We start from the raw sequence: 22,726 nt of genomic DNA, 5'->3' as shown, positions 1-22,726 counted from the left end.
CGTCATCATCGTGACCGCTCCCGGCGATGATGCAGACGCCGATGATGCCATCAAGATTGATCGCCGCGCGCTGGGCCGCGCGGGCGCACCCAGTTTGCTGGGCAGCGCGTCTCGCGAAGTGGCGGGGGTTTCGCTCTCGAACGCGCAAGGCAATCCTTATCAGCCGAACCTGATTTATCGCGGCTTTTCCGCCTCGCCCCTGCAAGGCAATGCGCAAGGGCTGGCGGTGTATGTCGATGGAGTGCGGTTCAATCAGCCATTTGGCGACACGGTGAACTTCGACCTTCTGCCCGATAGCGCGATCGAGAGCATCACGATCAAGGACGCCAGCCCGGTTTATGGGCTAAACGCGCTGGGCGGCGCGGTGGTGCTGGCGACCAAGACCGGCAAAAGTGCGCCGGGCGTCAATATCTATGGCGCACTCGGCGATTATGGCCGCCGCGAGGGCGGCGGCGAGGCGGGCTGGTCGCGCGGAGATTATAGCGGATATGTGGCGCTGCAAACCCGGCGCGAGGACGGCTGGCGGCGTTTTTCGCCGTCAAAGCTCACCACCGGATTTGCCGATCTGGGCTGGGACGGCGCGCGGGCGGGGCTGCATATCAAATTTAGCGGCGCGGACAGCGACCTTACCGGCAATGGCACTTCCCCGGTTGAATTGCTGGCGGCGGATTTCCGCGCAGTGTTCACTTTCCCGGACCAGACGATCAATCGCTTTCACCGGGTCAGTTTGCATCCGTGGGTTGCGATTGGCGAGCATAGCCGCCTTGAGGCGAGCCTTTATGGCCAGTGGCTGCAGCAGCGGACGCTGAACGGCGATGCCGCCGATATCGAGGAATGCGAGGATATCGAAGGGTTCCTGTGCCTTGGCAACACGGCGAACGGCGATGAAAACCCTGTCCGCGACGAGCAGGGCACGGTGATCTCCGATACGCTGGGCGGCGAGGGCTACGGCGTGCTCAACCGCAGCCGAACAGTGACCAGCAGCAATGGCGCGCTGATTCAGTTCGTTGACAAGCGCCCGCTGCTGGGCGGCGAGAATGAGCTGATCGTCGGGTTCTCGCTCGATCGCAGCCGGACGCGCTTTGCCGCGAGCACCGAGCTGGGCGTGCTGACGCCGGAGCGCAGCGTGACCGGGCTGGGGCAGGTGATCGTGCAGCCGGATGGCGCCGTCGCGCCGGTCGGCCTGCGCACGACCACGCAATACACCGGTCTGTTTGTGGCCGAGAGCCTGCCGCTTGGCCCCAATCTGACCGCCGAGATCGGGCTGCGCTGGAACGAGGCGCGGGTGAAGTTGATCGACCAGATCGGCACCAGATTGAACGGCGATCATCTCTTTCGCCGGCTGAACCCCGGGTTCGAACTCGATTACCGGATGACGCCCGCGTTGACGTTGCGCGCAGGCTATGCAGAGACCAACCGCGCGCCGACCCCGGCGGAGCTATCGTGCGCCGATGAAGATGCGCCGTGCAGCCTGACCAACTTTTTCGTCGGCGATCCGCCGCTGGAACAAGTCGTGGCGCAAAGCTGGGAGGCGGGCGCTTCGGGGCGGATCGCGGGGCCCTGGGCTGTGCAATGGCAGGTTTCCGCCTATCGCACCAACAGCCGCAACGACATCCAGTTCATCGCGTCAACAACGCGCGGGCGGGCGTTTTTCCAGAATATGGGCGCGACGCGGCGGCAGGGTATCGAGCTTTCGGCCAGCATGGGACGCGGGCCGCTGAGCCTGCGCGCAGGCTATGCGTTCACCGATGCGACGTATCGTTCGGTGCTGGTACTCAATAGCCCGGACAACCCGTCGGCGGCTGCCGATGGCAAGATCACTGTCATGCCGGGCAACCGCATTCCTTCGATTCCGCGCCATCGGGGCGTGTTCTCGGTGGATTACGAGACGGACCGGTTCACGCTGGGCGGCGATGTGCAGGCGCAATCAGGGCAATATCTGCATGGCGACGAGATCAATCGCGAGGCGCAAGTGCCGGGCTTTGCCGTGGTCAATTTGCGCGGCAGCGTGCGGCTGGTTGGCAAAGTCAGCCTGTTTGCCGAAGTGAACAACTTTTTCGACCGCCGCTTTGCCACGTTCGGCACGTTTAGCGAAACGGAGGAAGTGGAGTTGGCCGAAGCGCCGGGAGCGTCAAACCCGCGCAGTCTGACGCCGGGCGCTCCGCGTCGTTGGCTGGTGGGAGTGAAGGCACAGTTTTAAAATGCAGCGCGGGGAAGCCTTTGGCAGCTGCCCCGCGCTGTATCATCGGGCTCAGCCGGTGGGCAGAAGCACGGTGTCGATGACGTGGATCACGCCATTGGTGCATTCGATGTCGGCGGTCACGACATGCGCGCCGTTCACGGTCACGCCGTCGGTGCCATCAACATGCAGCGCTTCGCCGTTGACAGACGCCGGGGTCAGCTTGTGACCGACAACATCGCCGGCCATCACTTTGCCGGCCATGACATGAAGCGTCAGGATCGCGGTCAGCTTGTCTTTGTTCTCAGGCTTTACCAGATCTTCCACGGTGCCGGCTGGCAGCTTGGCAAAGGCTTCGTCGGAAGGCGCGAACACGGTGAACGGACCTTCGCTCTTCAGGGTGTCGACAAGGCCGGCGGCAGTTACAGCAGCAACAAGCGTGCCGAACGAACCAGCCGCAACGGCGGTATCGACGATGTCATGCGTCGTGCTCATGGAATTTTCCTATCGGGGTTCCGGCACCCAGGAATGTGGATGCCGTCACCCGCAAATGGGGCGTCCCTATGAAGCGGCAATGACATGGCCCGAAGGGGCGGGACGGGTTGACGCGCAAAACGGGCCAGTCTGCCCGAAAGGCCTGATTTTAGCGCGCTGGTCGTAGCACCTTGGGCATCGTCGCGCCGAGCATTGTCAGCATTTCGGGCGCATAGGCGCTGCTACCGGCTTCGAAATCGGCCTGTGTGATGCGCTGCGAACCCTGCACGCCCAGCAGCACGACTTCATCACCCAAGCCGACTTTGCCCTGCGAGCCGGTCACGTCGGCCATCAACGTGTTCATCGTGACGCGGCCAACGATGGGGAAGCGCTGGCCGCCGATCAGCACAGCGCTGTCGTTTTTGGTTTCAGCGGGAAATTCAGGGCGGTTGGCGTGGCTGAAACCGCGCCGGATGCCGTCGGAATAGCCGATCGGGATATTAGCCAGCCAGCTTTCGCGCGCCAGCCGGAAAGTGCGGTCATAATTGACTGTTTGACCGGCCGGGTAGTGGTTCACGGCGGCCACCCGCGCCTTGATCGCGGGCACCAGCGCAAAAGCGCTGGTCTTGAACGAGCCGGGATCGCCATAGATCGCGCCGCCGATGCGCACCATATCGAGCCGCGTGGCTGGCTGCGAAAGCGCGGCAAACGTGTTGGCGGTATGGCGCGTGATGCCTGTGGGATCGAGGCCTTGTCCGCTCAGCCATGCGACATCGGCGTTGAACTGGGCAAGCTGGCCGAGGATATCGGCCGATTCTTCGCTTGGATAATGGGTCATCACGCCGACAATGCGCAGCGCCTTCATGGCGAGCATCGCGCGGGCGTCGGCTTGTCCATAGGGGGTGGATAGCTCCACCCCGTTGCGGCTCATCCCCCCGGCGTTGAGCGCCAGATGCACCTTCGTCGGCCGCCCGCGCCGTGCCGCCATCTGGGCGAGCCGCGCCGCTGCATCGGGATTGCCAATCAGCTCTTCAAGCGCGAAAGGCAGCGCGTCTTCCATTTCATCGGGCGTGGCAGTGCGGATGCGCAGCAGCCGGCCGCGGTAGCCGAGCGCGCGTGCCACCTGCGCTTCGTCGTTCGAGGTGATCGCCACATCGCGGATGCCGAGCTTGATGATAGAGGGGATGAGCAGCGCGATGCCGTTTCCATAAGCATCCGCTTTCATCACCGCGCAGAGCCGGGCCGGGCCCATCATGCCGCGCAGCGCCGCCATGTTCGCCTCGAAGGCAGCGGCGTCCACTTCGATCCAGCCATTGCGGCGCGCGGCTTTGGCTGCGGTCAATCCAAAATTGCCGGCCGAGAGCATCGGCGCGGCGCGCGCGCCGGCAATGCCCCAGCCCGCCAGCAGAGCGCCGCCAGCGAGCACATCGCGCCGGCGCATTCTGGGCGGCATTAGAGGTTGCCGCGCTTCAGGAACTGGCCGGGCGTGGCGCCGGTCGGCTTGCCCTGGTCCCACACCAGCGCGCCATTCACCATCACTTTATTGACGCCTTGCGCCAAGCTATTGGGGTTTTCGACGGTGGCCGTATCGGTGATCCGGGCAGGATCGAACAGCACCAGATCAGCCTTTTGGCCGGGGCGTATCCGCCCGCGTTCTGTGAGTCCGGCATTGTCTGCGGCGAGCGAGGTCATCTTGCGCACCGCTTCTGCCAGCGTGAGCCGGCGCTGCTCGCGCACATAAACCCGCAGCACTTTGGGAAACGCGCCATAGCCGCGCGGGTGACGCGATCCGATTGCCCCATCAGAACAGATGCTGGTATGTTTCCAGCTGATGAAATCGGCGATGTCGCCGGGCGCCATGGATGTGCCCATGACCGTTTCGACCGATTGGCCGGGATGGGCGGCGCGCCATGCCTCGGCGGTCTGGATCAGCCAGAGATATGTGGCCGCCGGTTCTTCCTTCCGCTCTGCTGCGATATCCGCGATGGCCTTGCCGACAAAATCGGGGTTGGGCGCATAATAGCCCAGGCGCATGCCCGCCGGGGTGGTCAATTTCGTGAGCGCATAGCGCGCGGCGGCGATATCGGTAAAGTCGCGCTTGGGAAACAGGACGGTGAGCGTCGATTGCCAGTAGTCGTAAGGGTAAACGTCCGCTGTTACCTTGATACCCGCAGAGCGCGCGGCTTCGAGCTTGGCGAGCACTTTCTTGGCCTCGCCCCAGCGGTCCACCATGGCCAGCTTGAGATGCGAAATCTGCACTGGAACGCCGGTCTTCTCGCCTAGATCGAGCAGCTCATCCAGCGCGGCGTCGATGCGATTATCCTCGCTGCGCATATGGCTGATGTAGCGGCCGCCGCCGGTCGCCGTGGTTTGCGCCAGATCCAGCAGCTCGCCATGGTCGGAGTAGATTCCCGGATCATATTCCAGCCCGGTGGCCAGACCCAGCGATCCCGCCTTTATATCGGCGGCGAGCAGCGCCTGCATCGCCTTCACCTCGGCCGGGGTGGCGGTGCGCTTGAAATCATTGCCCATCACCGTGTCGCGCAGGAAACCGTGGCCTGTGTAAGAGGCGACATTGATGGCCGCCGGGCGTGCCGCAAACTTGGCGGCGACTTGCGCAAATGGGCCATCGCTCTCGCCGTCCTGCCCGATGACAATGGTGGTGACGCCCTGCGCCAGCAGCGGCGGCATGGTGCGATCGGCATAATCGCCGCGATCATGATGGCTGTGGGCATCGATGAAACCCGGTGCGAGCGCGAGGCCTTTGGCCTTGATCTCTGCTTCGCCCTTGCGGCGTTTCAGCGCGCCGACGGCAAGGATGCGGTCCCCATCGACCCGGACCGCCACTTTGCGCGGGGCGGCGCCCGTTCCGTCATAGACCGTCGCCCCGGTGATCAGCGTCGATGCTAAGCTGATGGCGGGGGTGAAGGCCGCGGTGGTGAATGCAAGAAGAAAAGCGCCCGTGCGCTGCATTGATGGCCGCCGCATACCCGATTGCTCCTGCCGGTTCTCAGGCCCCTTTGCCTGTCGCTGTGCGCATTGAAACGCCCCGCGTCAGAACGCGTCACGCCGCCGCGATTGTCAACTGCGTGGTTGCGCAGCATGTGCAAAAGCAATTGCCCCCTTCGCCTTGGAGGCATCGGCGTGCTAGCGGGGGCCTACTCATCACAAGGGGGTTTTGCCCATGTTGCTCGGTTTGCGCGTTCACGCCGCTTTTGCCTTGATGGCCTCCACCGCGCTGGCACCGGCAACTGCGGCTGCTGCCTCGCGCGTGCCGGTGGCGGGGGAGAACGGGATGGTCGTTTCGGCGCATCATCTGGCGACCGAGGCGGGGCTGAAAGTGCTGCGCGAGGGCGGCAATGCGATCGATGCCGCGGTGGCGGTAGGCTATGCGCTGGCGGTCACTTTTCCCGAAGCGGGCAATCTGGGCGGCGGCGGGTTCATGACCTTGCGGCTGGCCGATGGCACCACGCATTTTCTTGATTTCCGCGAGACGGCACCGGGCGCGGCCAAGCGCGATATGTATCTGGACAAAGCCGGGCAGCCGGTTCCGGCGCTCTCCGCGCGCGGTTTTCTGGCAGCGGGCATTCCGGGCACGGTGGCCGGGCTGGAAATGGCCCGCACCAAATGGGGCACGCGCCCGCGCGCCGAATTGATGGCGGCGGCGGTGTCATTGGCGTCGGACGGATTTGTGCTCGATCGCGCCGATGCGGCAATGCTGGCAACGGGCGCGGAGGATTTTGCCAAGGACCCCGCCTCGGCCGCGATTTTCCTGCATCAGGGCAAGCCTTGGCAGCCGGGCGAACGGCTGGTGCAGGCCGATCTGGGCCGCGCGCTGGCAAGCATCGCGCAAGACGGCGCGCCCGCGTTCTATAGCGGCGCAATCACGGCAAAGATGGTCGATGCCAGCCGCAAGAGCGGCGGCATCTTCGCCGCCAAGGATTTCGCGGCTTACAAAGTGCGCGATCTGGCACCGGTCGAATGCGATTACCGCGGCTATCGCATCATTTCAGCGCCGCCGCCGAGCTCCGGCGGGGCGGTGATTTGCGAGACGCTGGGGATCCTTTCGGGCTATCCGATGGGCGAGTTGGGCTTTCATTCGGCCCCGGCCGCGCACGCTCTGATCGAGGCGCTGCGGCGCGCCTATCATGATCGCAACGTGACGCTGGGCGATCCCGACTTCGTCAAAACCGATGTCGGCAAGCTGATCTCGCCAGACTACACTGCACAACTGCGCGCGGGCATCAATCCTGACAAGGCCACGCCGTCGCTCTCGCTAGGCGGCGTAGGCGCGTCGCCCGAAGGCACCAACACCACGCATTATTCGATTGTCGACAAGGCCGGCAATGCCGTCGCGGTTACTTATACGCTCAACGACTGGTTTGGCGCGCGGGTCACGGTGCCGGGTACCGGCATTTTGCTCAATGACGAGATGGACGATTTTTCGGCCAAACCGGGCGCAGCCAATATCTATGGACTGGTCGAAGGGCTGAACAATACCATCCGCCCCGGCGCGCGGCCCTTGTCCTCGATGACCCCCACCATCGTGACGCATCAGGGCAAGCTGGCAGCGGTGCTGGGCACGCCGGGCGGCAGCCGCATCCCCACTGGCGTGGTGCAGGTGCTGATCAACCTGATCGATTATAAGATGAACCTGCAGGAAGCGATCGATGCGCCGCGCCTCCATCAGCAATGGCTGCCCGATGTGACCTACTACGAGCGCTTCGGGCTTTCGGCAGAAACGCTCGCCGCGCTGAGGGCGAAGGGTCATGTTTTGACCGAGCGGCGGCATGGCAACCATATCGCCGCGATCGTGACCGGCGGGGCCAAGATCACCGGCCTGCCGCGCGAGGCGGAGGACGATGAAGGCGTACCCATCCCGCCCGCCGCGCTGTTTGGCGCAATCGATCCGCGCCTGCCGATGGGCAACGCGGAAGGATACTAATCATGGAGGCATCCCCAATGTTCATACTCGATGGCGGCACAGGCCGCGAACTGCAGCGTATCGGCGCGCCGTTTCGCCAGCCCGAATGGTCGGCACTGGCGCTGATCGAGGGGCCGGAGTTCGTCACCCGCGTCCATCAGGCCTATATCGAAGCCGGGGCCGATGTGATCACCACCAATACTTATGCCGTAGTGCCATTTCATATCGGCGAGGAGCGGTTTGTGCAAAGCGGTCTTGCGCTGGCCACGCTGGCCGGGAAGCTGGCGCGCGATGCGGCGGATGGGGCTGGCCGCCCGGTCCGCGTGGCCGGTTCGCTGCCGCCGGTGTGCGGCTCCTATCGCCCCGATCTGGTCGATCTGGAGCGGGCGCGGCAGGTGCTCGGCGTCCTTATCGCCGGTCTTGCGCCATCGATCGATCATTGGCAGGCAGAGACGCTCTCGACCCTTGCCGAAGCCGAACTGGTGGCCGAACTGGTCGCGCCTTCAGGAAAGCCGCTCTGGCTGTCGTTTACCTTGCAGGATGAAGTGGCCGATGCGCCGCCGCAACTGCGCTCGGGCGAGCCGGTGCGCGATGCGGCGCTGCTGGCCATGCGGCTGGGCGCAGAGGCGCTGCTGTTCAATTGCAGCCAGCCCGAAGTGATGGAGGCTGCGCTGCGTGAAGCGCGCAGCATGCTGGAGGGAAGCGCGATGAGGCTTGGCGTCTATGCCAATGCGTTTCCGCCGATGAGCGCCGAGGCCGAAGCGAACACCGCGCTTTGCCCGATCCGCGCAGACCTCACCCCTGCTGGCTATGCCGCATTCGCCCACGCCTGGGCAGAGGCCGGGGCGAGCATTTTGGGTGGCTGCTGCGGGATCGGGCCCGAGCATATAGCGGTGCTGCGCGGCTAGCTATAGACCCGCATGCATGCCACGCCCCGCGCCAGCAACCGGCCGCAGAGCGCGTGGGCTTCTGCCCCGGAGGCGCGCAGGCGGTAAACGCGTGCGGCGCAGACCGTGGCCGGGATGATCACCGGGTTCAGGTCCTGCAATTCGGGTTCGCGCTGCTCAAGCTCTTGCCATAGCACATCGGCCTCTTGCGGGCTGGGCGTGGCGGCAAGCTGGATCGTCTGCGTCGGGCCGCCGGAGGCCGACGTGTCATTGGCGAGGCCGGTCAACGGTGCGGGCGCAGGGCGCGTCTGCTGGGCGTAGGCCTGTTGCGGGCGAGGGACGCCGGTCACGATGGAGCGCGCTTCTTCGGCATATTGCAGCGGCTTGCGCACGATCAGCACGGAAGTCGATGCCGGGCGGGTCAGGGCATAGAGGTTGCGGGCAAAGCCCCACGGCATGCGGATGCAGCCGTGCGATGCCGGACGGCCGGTAACGTGCCCGGCATGGAGCGCCACGCCGCTCCAGGTGAGGCGCTGCATATAAGGCATCGACGCGTTGTTATAGAGATTGGAGCGGTGGCGCACATGCTTCTGCAAAATCGGGAACACGCCGGCCGGTGTGCCATGTCCGGCGCGGCCGGTCGAAACGCTGGTCGAGCCCCAGGGGATGCCATCTTTGAACACGAACAGTTTCTGTGTCGGGATGCTGACGACGATCAGCACACCCCGGTTCAGCGCCTCGCCTGGCGAGAGCGGCGTAGCGGGCCGGCTCTTGACGGGGTCAGGACCGCAAACCGAGGGCGGGACAGGCGCAGCAAAGGCAAGGACAGGCGCCGGATCGCTCGCCTGGGGGGCTTGCTTTTCGGCCAGCGAGGCATGGGCCAGCACGCCGCATCCGCACAGCGCCAGCAAAGCGCCAAGCGAAACCGGAATCGTGCCGAACGAGCGAAGCATGGGACATGGTTAACGGATCGCTAACGGACTCGACACTTCTTTTTTTGTCGTGCCGGGATCGGCGCGCAAGGCCAGCCGATTTGGTGTGCGACGCAAGGCCGCAGAGCCCGCCTGCTCGGCGCTTGCCCACATCCATGGCACTGGCTGCGGACAAGCGCCGTTCCGCAATTGAGGCACCAACTTTCGCAGGTGTGATCGTCGGTGCTTTCGCCCGCATGGGGTTCGATGGGGCGGGTGGCAAGGCCAGCGCCACCCGTCTTGGTCAAGATGTTGCCATCGCTCATCGGGCCAGCATTTCCCCACTGCTAGGTCAGGGGTTAACTAGTGTGGATCGCCTTGGCTATAGCCCCGTCATCAGCCGGTGCTCGGCTCGTTTGCCGCAGCCTCGCCGCCCGCTGCCACCAACGCGCGTTCGAGCGATGCTGGCGCGTAGAGCGAGCCCGGCTCGGCGGCGCGCAGCGCGGCGGCGTCGCGGGTTGTGTCTTTGGTCCAGCGAGTCAGCGCCGCGCTTGCCGACTTGCCGCCTGCTAAGTCTGCCTGCAGGCGCCGAAGCTCGCCATCGCGGCGCGCGAGCAGGCGCGCGATGGCGGGGCGGCCTGCAAAACGTTCGTCGATCCGCCCGAGCGCGGATCGCGCCGCGCTGAGCAGCAAGCGCGCCGCAGCGGCGTCACCCTCGCCGAGCGCGGTGCGCGCAGCCAACACCGCGGCTGCGGCGTCGCCCAGTTCGCCCTCTGACGTGCGCTGGGCGAGGGCACTGCAATCGCTGCGCAGCGCGCGGACATAGGCCGCCAGGCCATCGAGGATGCGCGGGGGCGGTTCGAGACCGTCGAATTCCTCCACGATCAGCCCCCGGATGAAGGTGCGCAGCGCAGGGCTGGCAGGATCGCGGCTGATTTTGGGCGGGTCGGCGGCCAGATCGGGGATGGGCCGAGGGTTGGCGATCCCGTCGCCGCGCCTGGTGCTGAACAGCGAACTGGTGACATCGGCAGTGCCGGGCGCGCCCGAAACGCCGGGGAAGACGAAATGCGGGTTCCCTCGCCCGCTGACATGGCAGGCCGCGCACGAAAGACCCGCGCGCGCGGCTTGCCCGCCAAGCAGCAGCGGGGCGGCAAACATCGCGCGGCCGACCGCAACTTGATCAGCGCTCGCCGCATCCGCTGGCGGCGCGAGGCATTCGGCGGGCTGGGCGGTCAGCACACGGACCAGCTCGGCGCGCGGGGTATCTGCCGCGATCCAGCGTATTTCGCGCAGCAGCGGCGCGGCGACCGGGGCCGCCGCTGCGGATGCCGTGCTTAAAGCGAGTGCGGCGAATGCCCAGCGGCGATCCATCCGCGTAGCTCCTCCGCCTCGGTGCAGCCAAACCGGCACTGCGCATCGAGCGCCGCAAGCATCCGCTGCGCGCCTTTCATATCGCGGCGCTCGACCATCAGCTCGCCGAAATACTCGGTCGCGCCGCGGTGACCGGGGGCCGCCGCAAGCGCCGCGCGGTAATAGCTTTCAGCCGCCTCGTAGCGGCCCAGCTTGCGGTTGGAAAAACCCAGATAGGTGAGGATATCGGGATGCGCGCCGAATACCCGCTGCGCCGACTTGAGCGCGGCGATCGCGTCTTCATAGCGCCGCTCGTTGATCAGCGCGACAGCGGCGAGATACTGACCATCGCCAAAGCTAGCCGAGGCAAACAGCAAGCTGGCGGGCGGGACAGCCATGCTCATCGGCTTGGCATCCTTGGCGGGCGGAACCGGGATGCTGGCGATTGCCGCAGCCACGGCTTCATCCGCTGCTTTGAGATCGGCGGCGTTCGCGCAGGTTTCAGCGCAAGTGGTGCGCTGGCCGCGGATCGCGGCCAATGTTTCTTGCGCTTTGGCGGCGTTGCCAAGGCCTGCATCAGTCAGCCCCAGATCGCGCCAGGCGGCGATCATCGTGCTGTCGAGCTTGGCCGCCCTCGCGTAGAATTTGCGCGCGCCTTTAAGGTCGCCAAGGCCAGTGCGCGACATGCCCGCCAGATAATGCACATTGGCATCAATGGCTGTGACCGAAAGCACATGGTCGAACGAGGTTTTGGCTTTCTTGTAATCCTTGGCTTCGAGCGCGGCCACCCCGGCGCGGTATTCGGCCGCTGGATCGTATTGCGGCGCGCTTGTGCTCGGCGATTGCGGCATGCTGCCGCCTCCCCCGCCGCCGCCGGAAGCATGCGCTGCCCCTGCCAAAACCAAACCGGATAATGCTGCCAGCCAAAGAACGCGCATCGCTGAGTCCCTCCACATTTGCCCTTAAGATATCACGAAGTCTGGGGCTGCACTAGCGCAGGTGCCGAATGGGGCAGCGTTAGCCGCGCACCAGCAGCCGGGTGTGCTGCACTTCGATCACTGGCACCTCCCATGGGTGCGCCGCCATCAGCGCGGTCAGCGCACTGTCGATATCCGCATCGGCGGAGGCATACGTGGTGAGGATGACAGTGGGGGAGAGGCTGACGGTGTCTGCGGTTCCCAAAGTCGGGTTGGCCCCGGGGGCAGGAGTGAAGTGTTCCCAGCCCGGCGCGATTTCGACCACGCCGTGATAGAGTCCGAAATCGCCAAGCGGAGTGCCTGCGCGCAGCAAGTTCATCAGAGCAGCGGCAGAAGGGTCTGCGCCAAGCGCGGCAGCGTCTCCTGCAAGCAGTGCGGCCAGCGTGGCGGGCGCGATCGGGCAATGGATCTTGACCGCGAGCGCATCGCGCATGGCGGCTGCCCCGCTGGGAGGCCTGCTCAGTGTCCCGCTCACAAGCCCGCCTTTATCATCCAATCGTGGAACAGGCGCACCGGTCGCGATTGCAGCGCGCGAGGGCGGCAAACGAACCAGTAACTGTAAGGGCTGTCGACATCGACATTGAACACCCGCGCAAGCCGCGAATCGTGGCTGCGGATGAAATGATCGTCGTGCATGATCGCGATGCCCAGCCCTTGCGCGGCGGCTTCGAGAAGCAACTGGCCCGAATCGAAATGGTCGATCGCGGCGGGCTGCAGCGCCTCAAGGTGCAGCGTGCGCTTCCATGCCTCAAAGCTCATCGGCAGATCGTTATGGATAAGAAACGTCTGCTTGTTGAGCAGCGCCAGATCGGGCCGTTCGCCCAGATCTGCGGCCAATTCCTTGGACGTGATCGCATGAACCCGGTTGTGATCCAGCCGCACCGAATGAAGCGCGGCGTCGGGGCCTTCGGACAGGATGATCGCAGCGTCGATCGTATCGCCCAGCTTGGTCTCGGCGGCGGCGGAAGAATCGATGTCGATGTGCAATTGCGGATGCAGACGGCGCAGTTCGCCCAGCCGGGGGAACAGTCGCTGGCTGCCGAACAGCGGCAGCACGCCCAGACGCAGCCGCATGACTTTGCTGGTATCGATCAGGCGGTCGATGCGGTCCGCCATTTCGTCGATCAGCGGCGAGACCGTGTCATAAAGCGCCTGCCCGTCCTCGGTCAGTTTGAGCAGCTGGTGTTTGCGCTCGAACATCGGCTTGCTCATGAAATCTTCAAGCGCAGCCAGCCGCCGCGAGAGCGCGGAAGGACTCAGCGCCAGCTCGGCAGCTGCGGTCTTGGCCGAGCCTGAGCGCACCACGCGGATGAAGGCTTCGAGCGAACGGAGGGGGGGGAGCCTGCGGATCATGGGTTTAGCATCATGGGTAGGGGCTACCCTTCCAATCTATCAGCAGCATGCGGGGCGTGAAGGCGCAAACGCGTGAGCCGCCGTTCATCGCCGGCCACGACTTCGATGCGCCAGCCGCTCTCGTGGTCAAGAATGCGGCCAACCGGGGGCACCTCGCCAGCGAGCACGACCGCAAGTCCGCCCAGTGTGTCGACATCTTCCTCGATCAGCGCGAGCCGAGGGTCGATTGTCTCGCCGACATCGTCGAGTTCGGCGCGGGCATCGGCTTCCCAGGTCCGCGCATCGGTCTGCCGCAGCATCGCCTCGGGCGCGTCGTCGTGTTCATCCTCGATCTCGCCGACGATTTCCTCGACCAGATCCTCGATCGTGATGATCCCGTCGGTGCCCGAATATTCGTCGATGACCACCGCCAGATGGGTGCGGCTGGCGCGCATATCGGCCAGCACATCGAGCGCGCTGCGCGCCTGCGGCACGAAAAGCGGTTGGCGCATCAAGCCGGACCAGTCTTTGGGCGCGGTCTTTCCAGCCAGCGCCATGCCCGCCACGATCGGAAACAGGTCCTTGATGTGAATCATGCCGACTACTTCATCCAGCGAATCGGCAAAGACGGGCAAGCGGCTGTGGCCATGCTGGGCAAACGCGCCGACCAGCTCCTCGAACGTCGCGGCGGCAGGCACCGCCACGATCTCGCCGCGCGGGATGGCAATGTCGTCGGCGTCGTGCTCGCTGAAATGGAGCAGATTCTTGAGCATCTGACGCTCGATCGGCATCAGATCGCCATTGGCCCCGGAGTGGTTGCCCGGCTCGCCTTCATGCTCCTCGATCGCTTCTTCAATCGCCGCACGCAGCGATTGATCATGGTCAGGACCGCGAAAGAATGTCCTGATCGTGCGCCATAGGGCGCTTCTACTGTCGCTTTCGCCCGTACGGCTTTCGCCGCCGGAGCCGCCTGGCTCAGGCACTGTGCATTGCTCCTTTGCTATTCAAAATCCGCATATGGGTCGGGGAGCCCCATTAACGCAAGCGCCTTCGTTTCAAGCGCCTCCATTTCGGCGGCTTGGGCATCGCCGGTTTCGTGATCGTATCCTGCCAGATGGAGCAGGCCGTGGATCACCAGATGCGCGGTATGCGCGGCGATCGGGATGCCCTTGGCCTCCGCCTCGCGCGCGCAGACCCCATGCGCCAGGATCAGATCGCCGAGCATGCCCGGCGCATCCGGGTTGGCCGCCGCGGCGAGCACCTCGGCGCGGCCCAGCATCGGAAACGACAGAACATTGGTCGGCTGATCCTTGGCGCGCCATTGCCGGTTCAGCGCTTGCACCTCGTCATCATCGGCCATGACCAAGCTAGCGAGCAGGTGTTCGTGCGCCAGCTCTGGCGCAACCTGCCCGGCGGCCTCGGCGGCGCGGTGAGTCAGCGCCTCCCAATCGGTGGCATCGCCCCACACCGGATCGATATCGAGATCAAACGTGGGGGCGGTCATGGATGCTCACGGTTCGTTGCCTTCATAAGCCTCGACGATCCGCCCGACGATCGGATGGCGCACCACGTCGGCCACGGTGAAGCGCACCGTGCCGATGCCCGCCACCCCTTCCAGCCGGGTGACTGCATCGGCCAGGCCGCTGGCGGCGGGGCCGCCGGGCAGATCGACCTGCCGGGGATCGCCGCACACCACCATCCGGCTGTTCTGGCCAAAGCGGGTGAGGAACATCTTCATCTGCCCCGGCGTGGTATTCTGCGCTTCATCGAGGATCACGAACGCGTCGGCCAAGGTGCGCCCGCGCATGAACGCGATTGGCGCGATCTCGATCTCGCCCGAGGCCAGCCGCCGCTCCACCTGTTCGGGCGGCATGCAATCATAGAGCGCATCGTAGAGCGGGCGCAGATAAGGATCGACCTTCTCCTTCATGTCGCCGGGCAGGAAACCCAGCCGTTCGCCCGCTTCCACCGCCGGGCGCGACAGGATTAGCCGTTGCACGCTGCCGTTGATCAGTTGCGCGACCGCCTGTGCGACTGCGAGATAGGTCTTGCCCGTGCCCGCTGGGCCGAGCGCGAAAATCAGATCATCGCGGATCAGCGCGCGCATATATTCGATCTGCGTGGCCGAACGGGGGACGATGGTTTTCTTGCGGGTGCGGATCATGATCGGCGGCGCGCCTTGGGGTGCGCCGGTGATGATCCCTTCAAGCGTCGGTTCGTTCGACATCACGATCAACGCCTCGATCGCGCCGGCATCGATCTCATGGCCCGCCAGCAGCCGCTGGTGCATGCCTTTCAGAACATCGCGCGCGCGCGCCACCGCATCATCGGGGCCTTCGATCATGGCGCGGTTGCCGCGCGCCGAGATATACACGCCCAGACGGTTTTCGATCAGCACCAGATTGGTGTCAAACTGGCCAAACAGCGCACCCAGCACCGTTTGCTCGTCAAACTCCACATCGATCCGTGCGCGGCGCTGGATATCCGGCCGCTGCTCGGTGCGCTCCTTGCCCTTCGCGCGGCCAGATTCGCGGCCACCATTTCGGCCAGATTCGCGTGATGTCTCGTCGTGCGAGCGGGTAAATTTGCGGGCCATGCGCTCCTTTCAGATTTAACTGCGCCAGATTAGGCCGCGATGCGACAGGCGCAAGACAGATGACCCGCAAATCGTGCATGGCATGACGATTTGCGGCGCTGTGTGGCGCAGCCGCGCAAGTGTAACGCCTTGCGACAACGCTTGCATGGCGATGAAGCTGCGGTTCGCAAACTATTCAGCGTTGAGATCGTAGTTCTTGGCTCAGGGCCTGCGAATCGCCCTTCGAAGGAGCAGACTTATGCGAAAGCTGATTTTGATCGCCACACTTGCTGCCGCAACCCTGATGCCCGCAATGGCGCAGGCACGTCCTTATGCCATTCACCGCGAACGCGCCGAAATCCGGCAGGATCTGGCCCGCCTTCAATATGCCCGGCGCACCGGCAATGTCCGCCAGGAGCGCCTTGCGCTGCGCGAACTACGCGAGGACCGCCGCGATCTGCAGCGGCTTCGCCGTCAGTGGCATCGCCGCCATTTGTGATGCGCCGTCGGCACGGCGCTGTTGGTCTTAGGTGATCTGCTGCGTCGCCAACTGGCCCGATAGCGAGTTTGGCCCCGCGTCGATCAGATCGACCTCGACCAACTCGCCGAGTGCCGCCTCGCCGGAAAAATGGACCGACTGCAGCCAGGGCGATTTGCCCAGCCACTGCCCGTCACGGCGGCCCTTGCGCTCGACCAGGACGGTGCACCGCTTGCCGATGCTGGCCTGATTGAACGCCAGGCTGCTGCGCTGAAGCGCGGCTTGCAGCCGTTGCAGGCGCTCTTCCATCACCGCTGCGGGCACTTGTCCGTCCATCGCCGCCGCCGGGGTTCCGGGCCGCGCGGAATACATGAAGCTGAATGCCTGCGCATAGCCGACTGCTTCGATCAGGCGCAGTGTGTCCTCAAATTCGGCCTCGGTTTCGCCGGGAAAACCGACAATGAAATCGCCCGATAGCGCAATATCAGGACGCACCGCACGCACCCGCTCCAGCAGCCGCAGATAGCTTTCCACAGTGTGGCTGCGGTTCATCGCCTTGAGCACACGGTCGCTGCCCGATTGCACCGGAAGATGGAAAAACGGCATCAGCTTGCGGTTGCTTCCATGTGCGGCGATCAGCGCCTCATCCATGTCGGCGGGGTGGCTGGTGGTATAGCGGATCCGCGCCAGCTCCGGGATCAAGGCCAGTTCGTCCATCAACGCCGCCAGCCCTGCCGGGCGGCCCCGGCCGTTTTCGCCGTGCCAGGCATTAACGTTCTGCCCCAACAAGGTGATCTCGCACGCACCGCCTTCGACCAGTTGGTGTGCCTCTCTCACCAGATCGGCATAGGGCCGCGATAGCTCGGCCCCGCGCGTATATGGCACCACACAATACGTGCAGAACTTGTCGCAGCCTTCCTGCACCGTCAGGAACGCCGAAGCCCCCACCTTGCGCCGCCCGGGCAGCGCGGCAAACTTGGCCTCGGCGGGCATGTCGGTTTCCATCGCGCGGCCCCCGGCGGCGGCCTGCGCCACCATTTCGGGCAAGCGGTGATAGGATTGCGGGCCAACCACCACGCGCACCGAGGGCGCGCGCGCCATGATCTCGGCGCCCTCGGCCTGCGCCACGCAGCCCGCCACGGCGATCACCGGCGCGGCGCCGTCTTTCCGCTGTCCTTCTTTCACGATCCGGCCGATGTCGGAATAAACCTTCTCGGTCGCCCGCTCGCGGATATGGCACGTGTTCAGCACCACCAGATCGGCCTCGGCGCGTTCGCTCGCGGCCGTCATCCCGCGCGCGGTCAACAGTTCGGCCATGCGCTCGCCGTCATAGACGTTCATCTGGCAGCCAAAGCTTTTGACATGGAAGGTGCGGGGGGGAGGGGATGCGGCCATAAGCCGCGCCTCATACGCCAGAATCGTGGGGGAATGAAGGGGCCCGCATCCTTTTGGCGCAAGGCCTTGCAAGAGCAGCGCCGGGCAAGCTCGCTTTCACGGCTGGATCAATCGTGTTAGCTTGTGTACAAAGAAGTACAGGATTCAATATGACCACCACCACGATGACCATGCGCTTGCCGCTCGAAGTTCACGAACGGCTCTCGCGCATCGCCGCCAGCACCCGCCGCAGCCGCTCCTACCTCGCCGCCGAGGCGGTCGCCGCTTATGTCGAGCGCGAGCTATCCATCATCGAGGGGATTGAGCAAGGTCTTGCCGATGTCGCGGCGGGGCGCGTGTTGCCGCATGATGCCGCAATGGCTGAACTGGACGCCGCGATTGCGCGCATCGCAACTGCGCAAGGATAATGCGCCGGGTCGAATGGACCCGGTCTGCGCTTGCAGACATCATTGCTCAGGCAGAACATATCGCACGAAATAATCTGGACTCAGCGCAGCGCGTCGCGGCCGCTATTCGCGAAGCAGGCAACGCGCTGGGCACCTTCGCCACTGGCCGCCCTGGCCGCGTAGCAGGCATTTACGAAAAGTCCGTGCGCCGCCTGCCTTACATCATCGCTTATGCCATGACCGACGCCGACCAAGCCGTCTCGATCTTGCGGGTCATCCACACCGCCCGCGACTGGCCGGAGGGAGACTGGCCGAGAGAGAGCTAGTCCGAAAAGTGCTCCCTTTTCATCTGACCAGCACGTGACGCTGGTTTATCCAGCACTCGGCCTGACTAGCTTCGTCCCTGCTCAGGCCGCATCCGCGGTCTTCGCCACATAGCGTACCGAGCCGGCGTCGTGGCCGAAGGGGCGCAGCGGCTTGCCCAGCGCGGCTTCGATGGCGGGCTCGATCCGGCTGCGCGCTTCGGCGGCGATGGCTTTGCGGCCCAGAAAGTCGCGCGGATCGAACGGTTCGAGGAAATGCACCTCCAGCCGGAACGAGCCGCGCCGCGCGAGCACACGCTTGCCGTTGTCCATGCCTGATTCGGTGCCGATCCAGCCGATCCATTCGGCCACGCGTCCATAATCAAGCACCACCGGCTGCACCAGCACGCCCGGCGGCGGCGGTTCGAGCACGCGCAGGATGGGCGTTTTGAAGGGCAGCAGCGATTGGCCGTCGGTGCAGGTGCCCTCAGGAAAAACGGTGATCGACCAGTTGTCTGCCAAGGCTTCGCGCAGCCGGTTGATCTGGTCGGCGACGCCCATGCGGTCTTCGCGGGTAATGAATACGGTTCGGTTCATCCGCGCCAGCCAGCCCACGATTGGTGCCTCGCCAATCTCAGCGGCCGAAACAAACGCAGTGCCGCTCGCGCCGCCCAGCGCGAGGATATCGACCCAACCCAGATGGTTGGAGATATAGAACACATCGCGCCGCAGCGGCACGCCGTGGACGCGCACGCGCGCGCCGACCGATCGCGCCGCCAGCAGGAGGAACAGGCGCGGGAAGGGCGAGCCATAGTGGATCTTGCGATAGGCCAGATGCAATGGCACGCACACCAGCAGCGAAAGCGCGAGGCAAAGCAGGCGCAGAAAGATGCGGCTCCATCCCATCCACGAGATCGGAGCACCGCGTTCCGGCCCTACCTTGCGGCGGGCATTACGCCTTGCGATCAAGCTTGACGCCATAAAGCTCCATCCGGTGATCGACGAGCCGATAGCCAAGCCGTTCGGCAATCTGCCGCTGCAAAGCTTCCAGTTCGGGATCGACAAATTCAATGACCTTGCCGGTTTCGACATCGATCAGGTGGTCGTGATGCGCCTCGGGCGTAGCCTCATAGCGCGCGCGGCCATCGCCGAAATCGTGGCGATCAAGAATGCCCGCCTCTTCAAACAGGCGCACAGTCCGGTAAACCGTCGCGATCGAAATGCGCGGATCACGCGCGGCGGCGCGCTCGTGCAGCTTTTCGACATCAGGATGGTCATCGCTTTCTGAGAGCACCCGCGCGATCACGCGCCGTTGATCGGTGATTCTCAGGCCGCGCTCGGCGCAAAGCGCCTCGATATCGATGGGTTGCTGCACCGCCTGCCACTCTCAACAATGGAATGCGCGATCATAAGCCACTGCGCCAAATCTTCAACCGGAACGATCTTGCCGGAAGGATTTGGCCGAAACGACTTGTGCAAAACGGTTTGAGCAACGAATGTCGGGGCGATGTTTGCCAAGCGCGGCACACGTCGGCGCGCCAACCGATACGAAAACGGCCCGGCGTGCTGGCCGGGCCGTTTTCCTCTCGTCCTCAGACGCGCATCACGCGGCAGTTTTAGCCGGGCGGCCGCGCTTCGGGGCGGGCTTGCGACCAAGGCCGATCTTCTTGGCGAGCTCACGGCGCTTTTCGGCATAGGCCGGCGCAACCATGGGATAGTCGGAAGGAAGATTCCAGCGCGTACGATACTGATCCGGCGTCATGTTATACCGAGTCATCAGGTGACGCTTCAGCATCTTGAGCTTTTTGCCATCTTCAAGGCAGACGATATGGTCGTTCTTGATCGAAGAACGGACCGAGACTGCAGGCTCAGGCAACGGTTCGGCAACCGGCTGGCCCGGGCTCAATCCGGCAAGCGCGCCGTATACGTTGGAAATGAGCACTGGCAAATCACTGACTGCCACGCTGTTGTTGCTGACATGCGCAGCAACAATGTCTGCTGCCAGCGTGATCAGCGTCTCCCGCATATCGTTTTCAATCTCACTCATTGCGAACCGACCTTCTTTTGTTGAACCACATCTCTGGCTTGCAAACTATCCAACGGGACAATGTTTGCATTGAGGCGTGAACCTTATTCATAAGCCCAAAAATCCTGAAAACAACCGAGAGTTGTGCATAAAGTTGGCGAATTTACAAATTTTAACCAAATTATCGCACCTTTAAAATTCATCGTTCATCAAACGAGCACAAGTTCCTGACTAATCGCGTCAAGCCGCTCACCGCCCGACAATCGGTAGTATTGCGGACGGACCCCCACGATCCGAAAACCTAGCGAGGCGTAAAGCGCACCCGCAGGATTGTCCTTGCGCATCTCGAGAAACATTCTTCGAACGCCGCGCGCGCGTGCTTGCTCTATACAGTGGCATAGCAGCTTGCGGCCGAGACCTTGCCCGCGATAGGCCGGCGCAATCGCAAACAGCAGGAGTTCTTCTTCGTCGAACAAACCGCGCGAAAGAGTAAAGCCCGCCGTTACCTCGCCGTCAGCCGGGCGAAACAAACCATCGGGGGTAATCAGACAATAGCGACTGCTGGTCAGAACAAGCGAGTCCGAAACTTGGCGGCGGTTCCAAGCCTCGCCGTAGTGCGGCAAGAAAGCGCACTCCATCACCCTCATGATCCGGTCGAGATCGTCCTGCATTTCAGGCGGGACACCCGTCATTGATTGCAGGAGGCGCTGGTGCGCGGCACTTGCGCATCGGGTGCGCGGCCATAGGCGGCAATCGGATCAGGGAGCAGCGCGGCGGCCGGGAGCGCGCCCAGCGCGCGTGCATCGGGCCAGAGCGGGAGTGGCTCAACGCCGCCACCGCGCAGCGCAGCAAGCGCCGCAGCCTGGCTCCCGGCGACGACCGGTGCCCGCGACATCGCCGCCGCCGCCTCGGGGGAACACGAGGCCGAAGGGGCCAAGGCCGCTCCATCCGCATCGAACGCCTGAAAAAACCATTCGCCGTGGCCGCCGGTCATCACCGCATCGATCGCCTGGCCCGGATGCTGCGCGCGTGCCATCGCCGCAACCAGTGCGAGGCTTGAATATCCTTCGACCGCCGCGTCCCATGCCAGCGCCAGCGCGCGCGCAGCGGCCAAGCCAACGCGGATGCCGGTAAAGCTTCCTGGCCCTGCATCTACTGCGATCCGCCGCGAGCGACCATGGCCGGGTAGCGCTTCGATCATCGGGATCAAGCGTTCGGCATGCCCCCGCCCGAGCATCGCAAACGTGCCGCCGATCAGCAGTCCACCGTCAAACAGCGCCACCGAACAGGCCTCGGTGGCGCAGTCTATGACCAGCAAGCGCACGATGAAGGCGCTTCAGGCCAACGTATTGAAGGTGGCGAAATCAGGGCGGGGGCTGCGCCCGAAAATCGTTGCCGGGTCGCCATACCCAAGCGTGGCAATGAAGTTTGATTTCACACGCGGCGTATCGCCGAAGAATGCGGCATCGACGGCGGCATTGTCAAAGCCCGACATCGGCCCGGTATCCAGCCCGAGTGCGCGCGCGGCGATGATGAAATAGGCACCTTGCAGCGCCGAATTGCGCATCGCCGAGGTTTCCCGCAGCGCTTCGTTTGCGAACCACGCCCGCGCATCGGCATGCGGAAAGAGCCACGGCAGTTGCTCATGGAAATCAAGATCCATGCCGATGACGACGCTGACCGGGGCGTTCCGGATCTTGTCGGCATTGGTGCTGCTGCTGCAAACGGCGAGCTTTTCTTTCGCCTCTGCCGAAACGCACCAAATCAGCCGCGCCGGCATCTGGTTGGCCGAAGTCGGCCCCATCTTCATCAGATCCCAGATCGCGTGGAGTTGGGCTTCGCTGACCGGCTGATCGAGATAACCATTATAGCTGCGCGCGGTGCGGAATATCCGATCGAGCGCGGCATCATCGAGCGGCAGGGCATTTTCAGGCTGGGGCACGATGGATTTGCCTTCTTTCAAGCACGGGCAGGCCGCATTTGCGATTGAGCCCGGTGGCGGACCATGCGGCGAATCAGGCGGCGTATCAGGCCGCGCGCACTTCCTGCACTTCCGGCACATAGTGGCGCAGCAGCGATTCGATGCCTTGTTTCAGCGTGGCGGTGGACGAGGGGCAACCGGAGCAAGCGCCCTGCATCTTCAGATAAACCACCCCTTCACGAAAACCGCGATAGATGATGTCGCCGCCATCATTGGCCACTGCAGGCCGCACCCGGGTTTCGATCAAGTCTTTGATCTGGTCGACAATGTCCGCATCGGCGGGATCATCGCCGATCATCGCGTCATCGTCTTCGGCGGGAACCGCAAAGTCTGCGCTTTGTGCGATAAAGAGCGGTGCCTGCGCTGTGAAATGATCGAGCAACAACGACAGCACTTGCGGCTTGTTGTCGCTCCATTGCGCCCCCGGCGCGATGGTCACGGAGATGAAGTCACGCCCGTAAAAAACCCCGGTCACATCGCCCAGACCAAACATCGCCTCAGCCAAAGGCGATGCTGCGGCTTGTTCGATCGAGGTGAATTCGCGCGTAC

Annotated in this window: 25 protein-coding genes; 6 read left to right on the top strand and 19 right to left on the bottom strand. The window is 64.2% G+C overall.

Going from position 1 to position 22,726, the window contains the following annotated elements; all coding sequences use genetic code 11:
* The first annotated feature begins 10 nt into the window (after positions 1–10).
* Positions 11–2,200, top strand: a complete 2,190-nt coding sequence (locus Q0O40_RS06650) for a TonB-dependent receptor (protein WP_295527766.1) — start codon at positions 11–13, stop codon at positions 2,198–2,200.
* A 51-nt stretch (positions 2,201–2,251) separates the two neighbouring features.
* Here the strand turns inward: Q0O40_RS06650 and Q0O40_RS06645 are convergent, their stop codons facing one another.
* From Q0O40_RS06645 to Q0O40_RS06635, 3 genes are all read right to left on the bottom strand, one after another.
* On the bottom strand, positions 2,252–2,674 hold the full coding sequence (locus Q0O40_RS06645; RefSeq protein WP_295527764.1) for a fasciclin domain-containing protein: 423 nt from the start codon (positions 2,672–2,674) through the stop codon (positions 2,252–2,254).
* Between the two features lie 148 nt (positions 2,675–2,822).
* The gene (gene alr / locus Q0O40_RS06640) at positions 2,823–4,094 is read right to left on the bottom strand and encodes an alanine racemase (protein ID WP_295527762.1); all 1,272 of its coding nucleotides are present in this window, start codon (positions 4,092–4,094) and stop codon (positions 2,823–2,825) included.
* Positions 4,095–4,105: 11 nt separating this feature from the next.
* Positions 4,106–5,641: an amidohydrolase family protein gene (locus Q0O40_RS06635; protein ID WP_295527760.1), complete on the bottom strand. Its 1,536-nt coding sequence runs from the start codon at positions 5,639–5,641 to the stop codon at positions 4,106–4,108.
* 196 nt (positions 5,642–5,837) lie between these two features.
* Here Q0O40_RS06635 and ggt point away from each other — a divergent pair, with 196 nt between their 5' ends.
* A complete protein-coding gene (ggt, locus tag Q0O40_RS06630; protein WP_295527757.1) occupies positions 5,838–7,598 on the top strand; it encodes a gamma-glutamyltransferase in 1,761 nt (586 codons plus the stop codon).
* A gap of 2 nt (positions 7,599–7,600) precedes the next feature.
* The gene (locus tag Q0O40_RS06625; RefSeq protein ID WP_295527755.1) at positions 7,601–8,485 is read left to right on the top strand and encodes a homocysteine S-methyltransferase family protein; all 885 of its coding nucleotides are present in this window, start codon (positions 7,601–7,603) and stop codon (positions 8,483–8,485) included.
* Here Q0O40_RS06625 and Q0O40_RS06620 read toward each other — a convergent pair.
* From Q0O40_RS06620 to Q0O40_RS06585, 8 genes are all read right to left on the bottom strand, one after another.
* Entirely contained in the window at positions 8,482–9,417 is a 936-nt protein-coding gene (locus tag Q0O40_RS06620; RefSeq protein ID WP_295527753.1) for a L,D-transpeptidase family protein, read from the bottom strand. The genes Q0O40_RS06625 and Q0O40_RS06620 overlap by 4 nt on opposite strands.
* Before the next feature lie 354 nt (positions 9,418–9,771).
* The gene (locus Q0O40_RS06615; RefSeq protein WP_295527751.1) at positions 9,772–10,746 is read right to left on the bottom strand and encodes a hypothetical protein; all 975 of its coding nucleotides are present in this window, start codon (positions 10,744–10,746) and stop codon (positions 9,772–9,774) included.
* On the bottom strand, positions 10,710–11,576 hold the full coding sequence (locus Q0O40_RS06610) for a tetratricopeptide repeat protein (RefSeq protein ID WP_295527749.1): 867 nt from the start codon (positions 11,574–11,576) through the stop codon (positions 10,710–10,712). Before Q0O40_RS06610 ends, Q0O40_RS06615 begins: the two co-directional genes overlap by 37 nt.
* A gap of 166 nt (positions 11,577–11,742) precedes the next feature.
* The gene (locus tag Q0O40_RS06605; protein ID WP_295527746.1) at positions 11,743–12,135 is read right to left on the bottom strand and encodes a hypothetical protein; all 393 of its coding nucleotides are present in this window, start codon (positions 12,133–12,135) and stop codon (positions 11,743–11,745) included.
* A 38-nt stretch (positions 12,136–12,173) separates the two neighbouring features.
* Positions 12,174–13,055: a LysR substrate-binding domain-containing protein gene (locus Q0O40_RS06600; protein ID WP_295527745.1), complete on the bottom strand. Its 882-nt coding sequence runs from the start codon at positions 13,053–13,055 to the stop codon at positions 12,174–12,176.
* A gap of 23 nt (positions 13,056–13,078) precedes the next feature.
* Positions 13,079–14,017: a hemolysin family protein gene (locus tag Q0O40_RS06595; protein ID WP_295527743.1), complete on the bottom strand. Its 939-nt coding sequence runs from the start codon at positions 14,015–14,017 to the stop codon at positions 13,079–13,081.
* Positions 14,018–14,034: 17 nt separating this feature from the next.
* A complete protein-coding gene (gene ybeY / locus Q0O40_RS06590; RefSeq protein ID WP_295527740.1) occupies positions 14,035–14,538 on the bottom strand; it encodes an rRNA maturation RNase YbeY in 504 nt (167 codons plus the stop codon).
* A 6-nt stretch (positions 14,539–14,544) separates the two neighbouring features.
* Positions 14,545–15,630: a PhoH family protein gene (locus Q0O40_RS06585; protein ID WP_295527737.1), complete on the bottom strand. Its 1,086-nt coding sequence runs from the start codon at positions 15,628–15,630 to the stop codon at positions 14,545–14,547.
* Positions 15,631–15,868: 238 nt separating this feature from the next.
* On the opposite strand from Q0O40_RS06585, the gene Q0O40_RS06580 reads away from it, so the two are divergent.
* Positions 15,869–16,108, top strand: coding sequence for a hypothetical protein (locus Q0O40_RS06580; RefSeq protein ID WP_295527735.1), 240 nt, complete (start codon positions 15,869–15,871; stop codon positions 16,106–16,108).
* A gap of 27 nt (positions 16,109–16,135) precedes the next feature.
* Here Q0O40_RS06580 and miaB read toward each other — a convergent pair whose 3' ends face one another.
* Positions 16,136–17,482 (bottom strand): tRNA (N6-isopentenyl adenosine(37)-C2)-methylthiotransferase MiaB, encoded by a 1,347-nt coding sequence (miaB, locus tag Q0O40_RS06575; RefSeq protein ID WP_295527732.1) that lies wholly within the window; start codon positions 17,480–17,482, stop codon positions 16,136–16,138.
* A gap of 149 nt (positions 17,483–17,631) precedes the next feature.
* Between miaB and Q0O40_RS06570 the strand changes: the two genes are divergently transcribed.
* A complete protein-coding gene (locus tag Q0O40_RS06570; RefSeq protein ID WP_295527729.1) occupies positions 17,632–17,889 on the top strand; it encodes a CopG family transcriptional regulator in 258 nt (85 codons plus the stop codon).
* Positions 17,889–18,194, top strand: coding sequence for a type II toxin-antitoxin system RelE/ParE family toxin (locus Q0O40_RS06565; protein ID WP_295527727.1), 306 nt, complete (start codon positions 17,889–17,891; stop codon positions 18,192–18,194). Before Q0O40_RS06570 ends, Q0O40_RS06565 begins: the two co-directional genes overlap by 1 nt.
* Positions 18,195–18,275: 81 nt before the next feature.
* Here the strand turns inward: Q0O40_RS06565 and Q0O40_RS06560 are convergent, their stop codons facing one another.
* The 7 genes from Q0O40_RS06560 to Q0O40_RS06530 form a co-directional block, all read right to left on the bottom strand.
* Positions 18,276–19,076 carry a 1-acyl-sn-glycerol-3-phosphate acyltransferase gene (locus Q0O40_RS06560; protein ID WP_295527786.1) on the bottom strand — a complete coding sequence of 267 codons (801 nt, stop codon included), beginning with the start codon at positions 19,074–19,076 and terminating at the stop codon, positions 18,276–18,278.
* A gap of 46 nt (positions 19,077–19,122) precedes the next feature.
* On the bottom strand, positions 19,123–19,545 hold the full coding sequence (locus Q0O40_RS06555) for a Fur family transcriptional regulator (RefSeq protein ID WP_295527725.1): 423 nt from the start codon (positions 19,543–19,545) through the stop codon (positions 19,123–19,125).
* A gap of 228 nt (positions 19,546–19,773) precedes the next feature.
* A complete protein-coding gene (locus Q0O40_RS06550; RefSeq protein ID WP_295527723.1) occupies positions 19,774–20,217 on the bottom strand; it encodes a MucR family transcriptional regulator in 444 nt (147 codons plus the stop codon).
* A 188-nt stretch (positions 20,218–20,405) separates the two neighbouring features.
* Complete coding sequence (locus Q0O40_RS06545; protein WP_295527721.1) at positions 20,406–20,888, bottom strand: GNAT family N-acetyltransferase; 483 nt, start codon at positions 20,886–20,888, stop codon at positions 20,406–20,408.
* Complete coding sequence (gene tsaB, locus Q0O40_RS06540) at positions 20,885–21,520, bottom strand: tRNA (adenosine(37)-N6)-threonylcarbamoyltransferase complex dimerization subunit type 1 TsaB (protein WP_295527719.1); 636 nt, start codon at positions 21,518–21,520, stop codon at positions 20,885–20,887. Before tsaB ends, Q0O40_RS06545 begins: the two co-directional genes overlap by 4 nt.
* Before the next feature lie 12 nt (positions 21,521–21,532).
* Positions 21,533–22,138 (bottom strand): malonic semialdehyde reductase, encoded by a 606-nt coding sequence (locus Q0O40_RS06535; RefSeq protein ID WP_295527717.1) that lies wholly within the window; start codon positions 22,136–22,138, stop codon positions 21,533–21,535.
* Between the two features lie 85 nt (positions 22,139–22,223).
* Positions 22,224–22,726 (bottom strand): NifU family protein (locus tag Q0O40_RS06530; protein ID WP_295527715.1); only part of this gene is annotated, 503 nt, incomplete at its 5' end.

This window comes from Novosphingobium sp. Chol11, assembly GCF_945870625.1.
Lineage (GTDB): Bacteria > Pseudomonadota > Alphaproteobacteria > Sphingomonadales > Sphingomonadaceae > Novosphingobium.
This window is presented reverse-complemented; position numbering and strand designations above follow the sequence as displayed.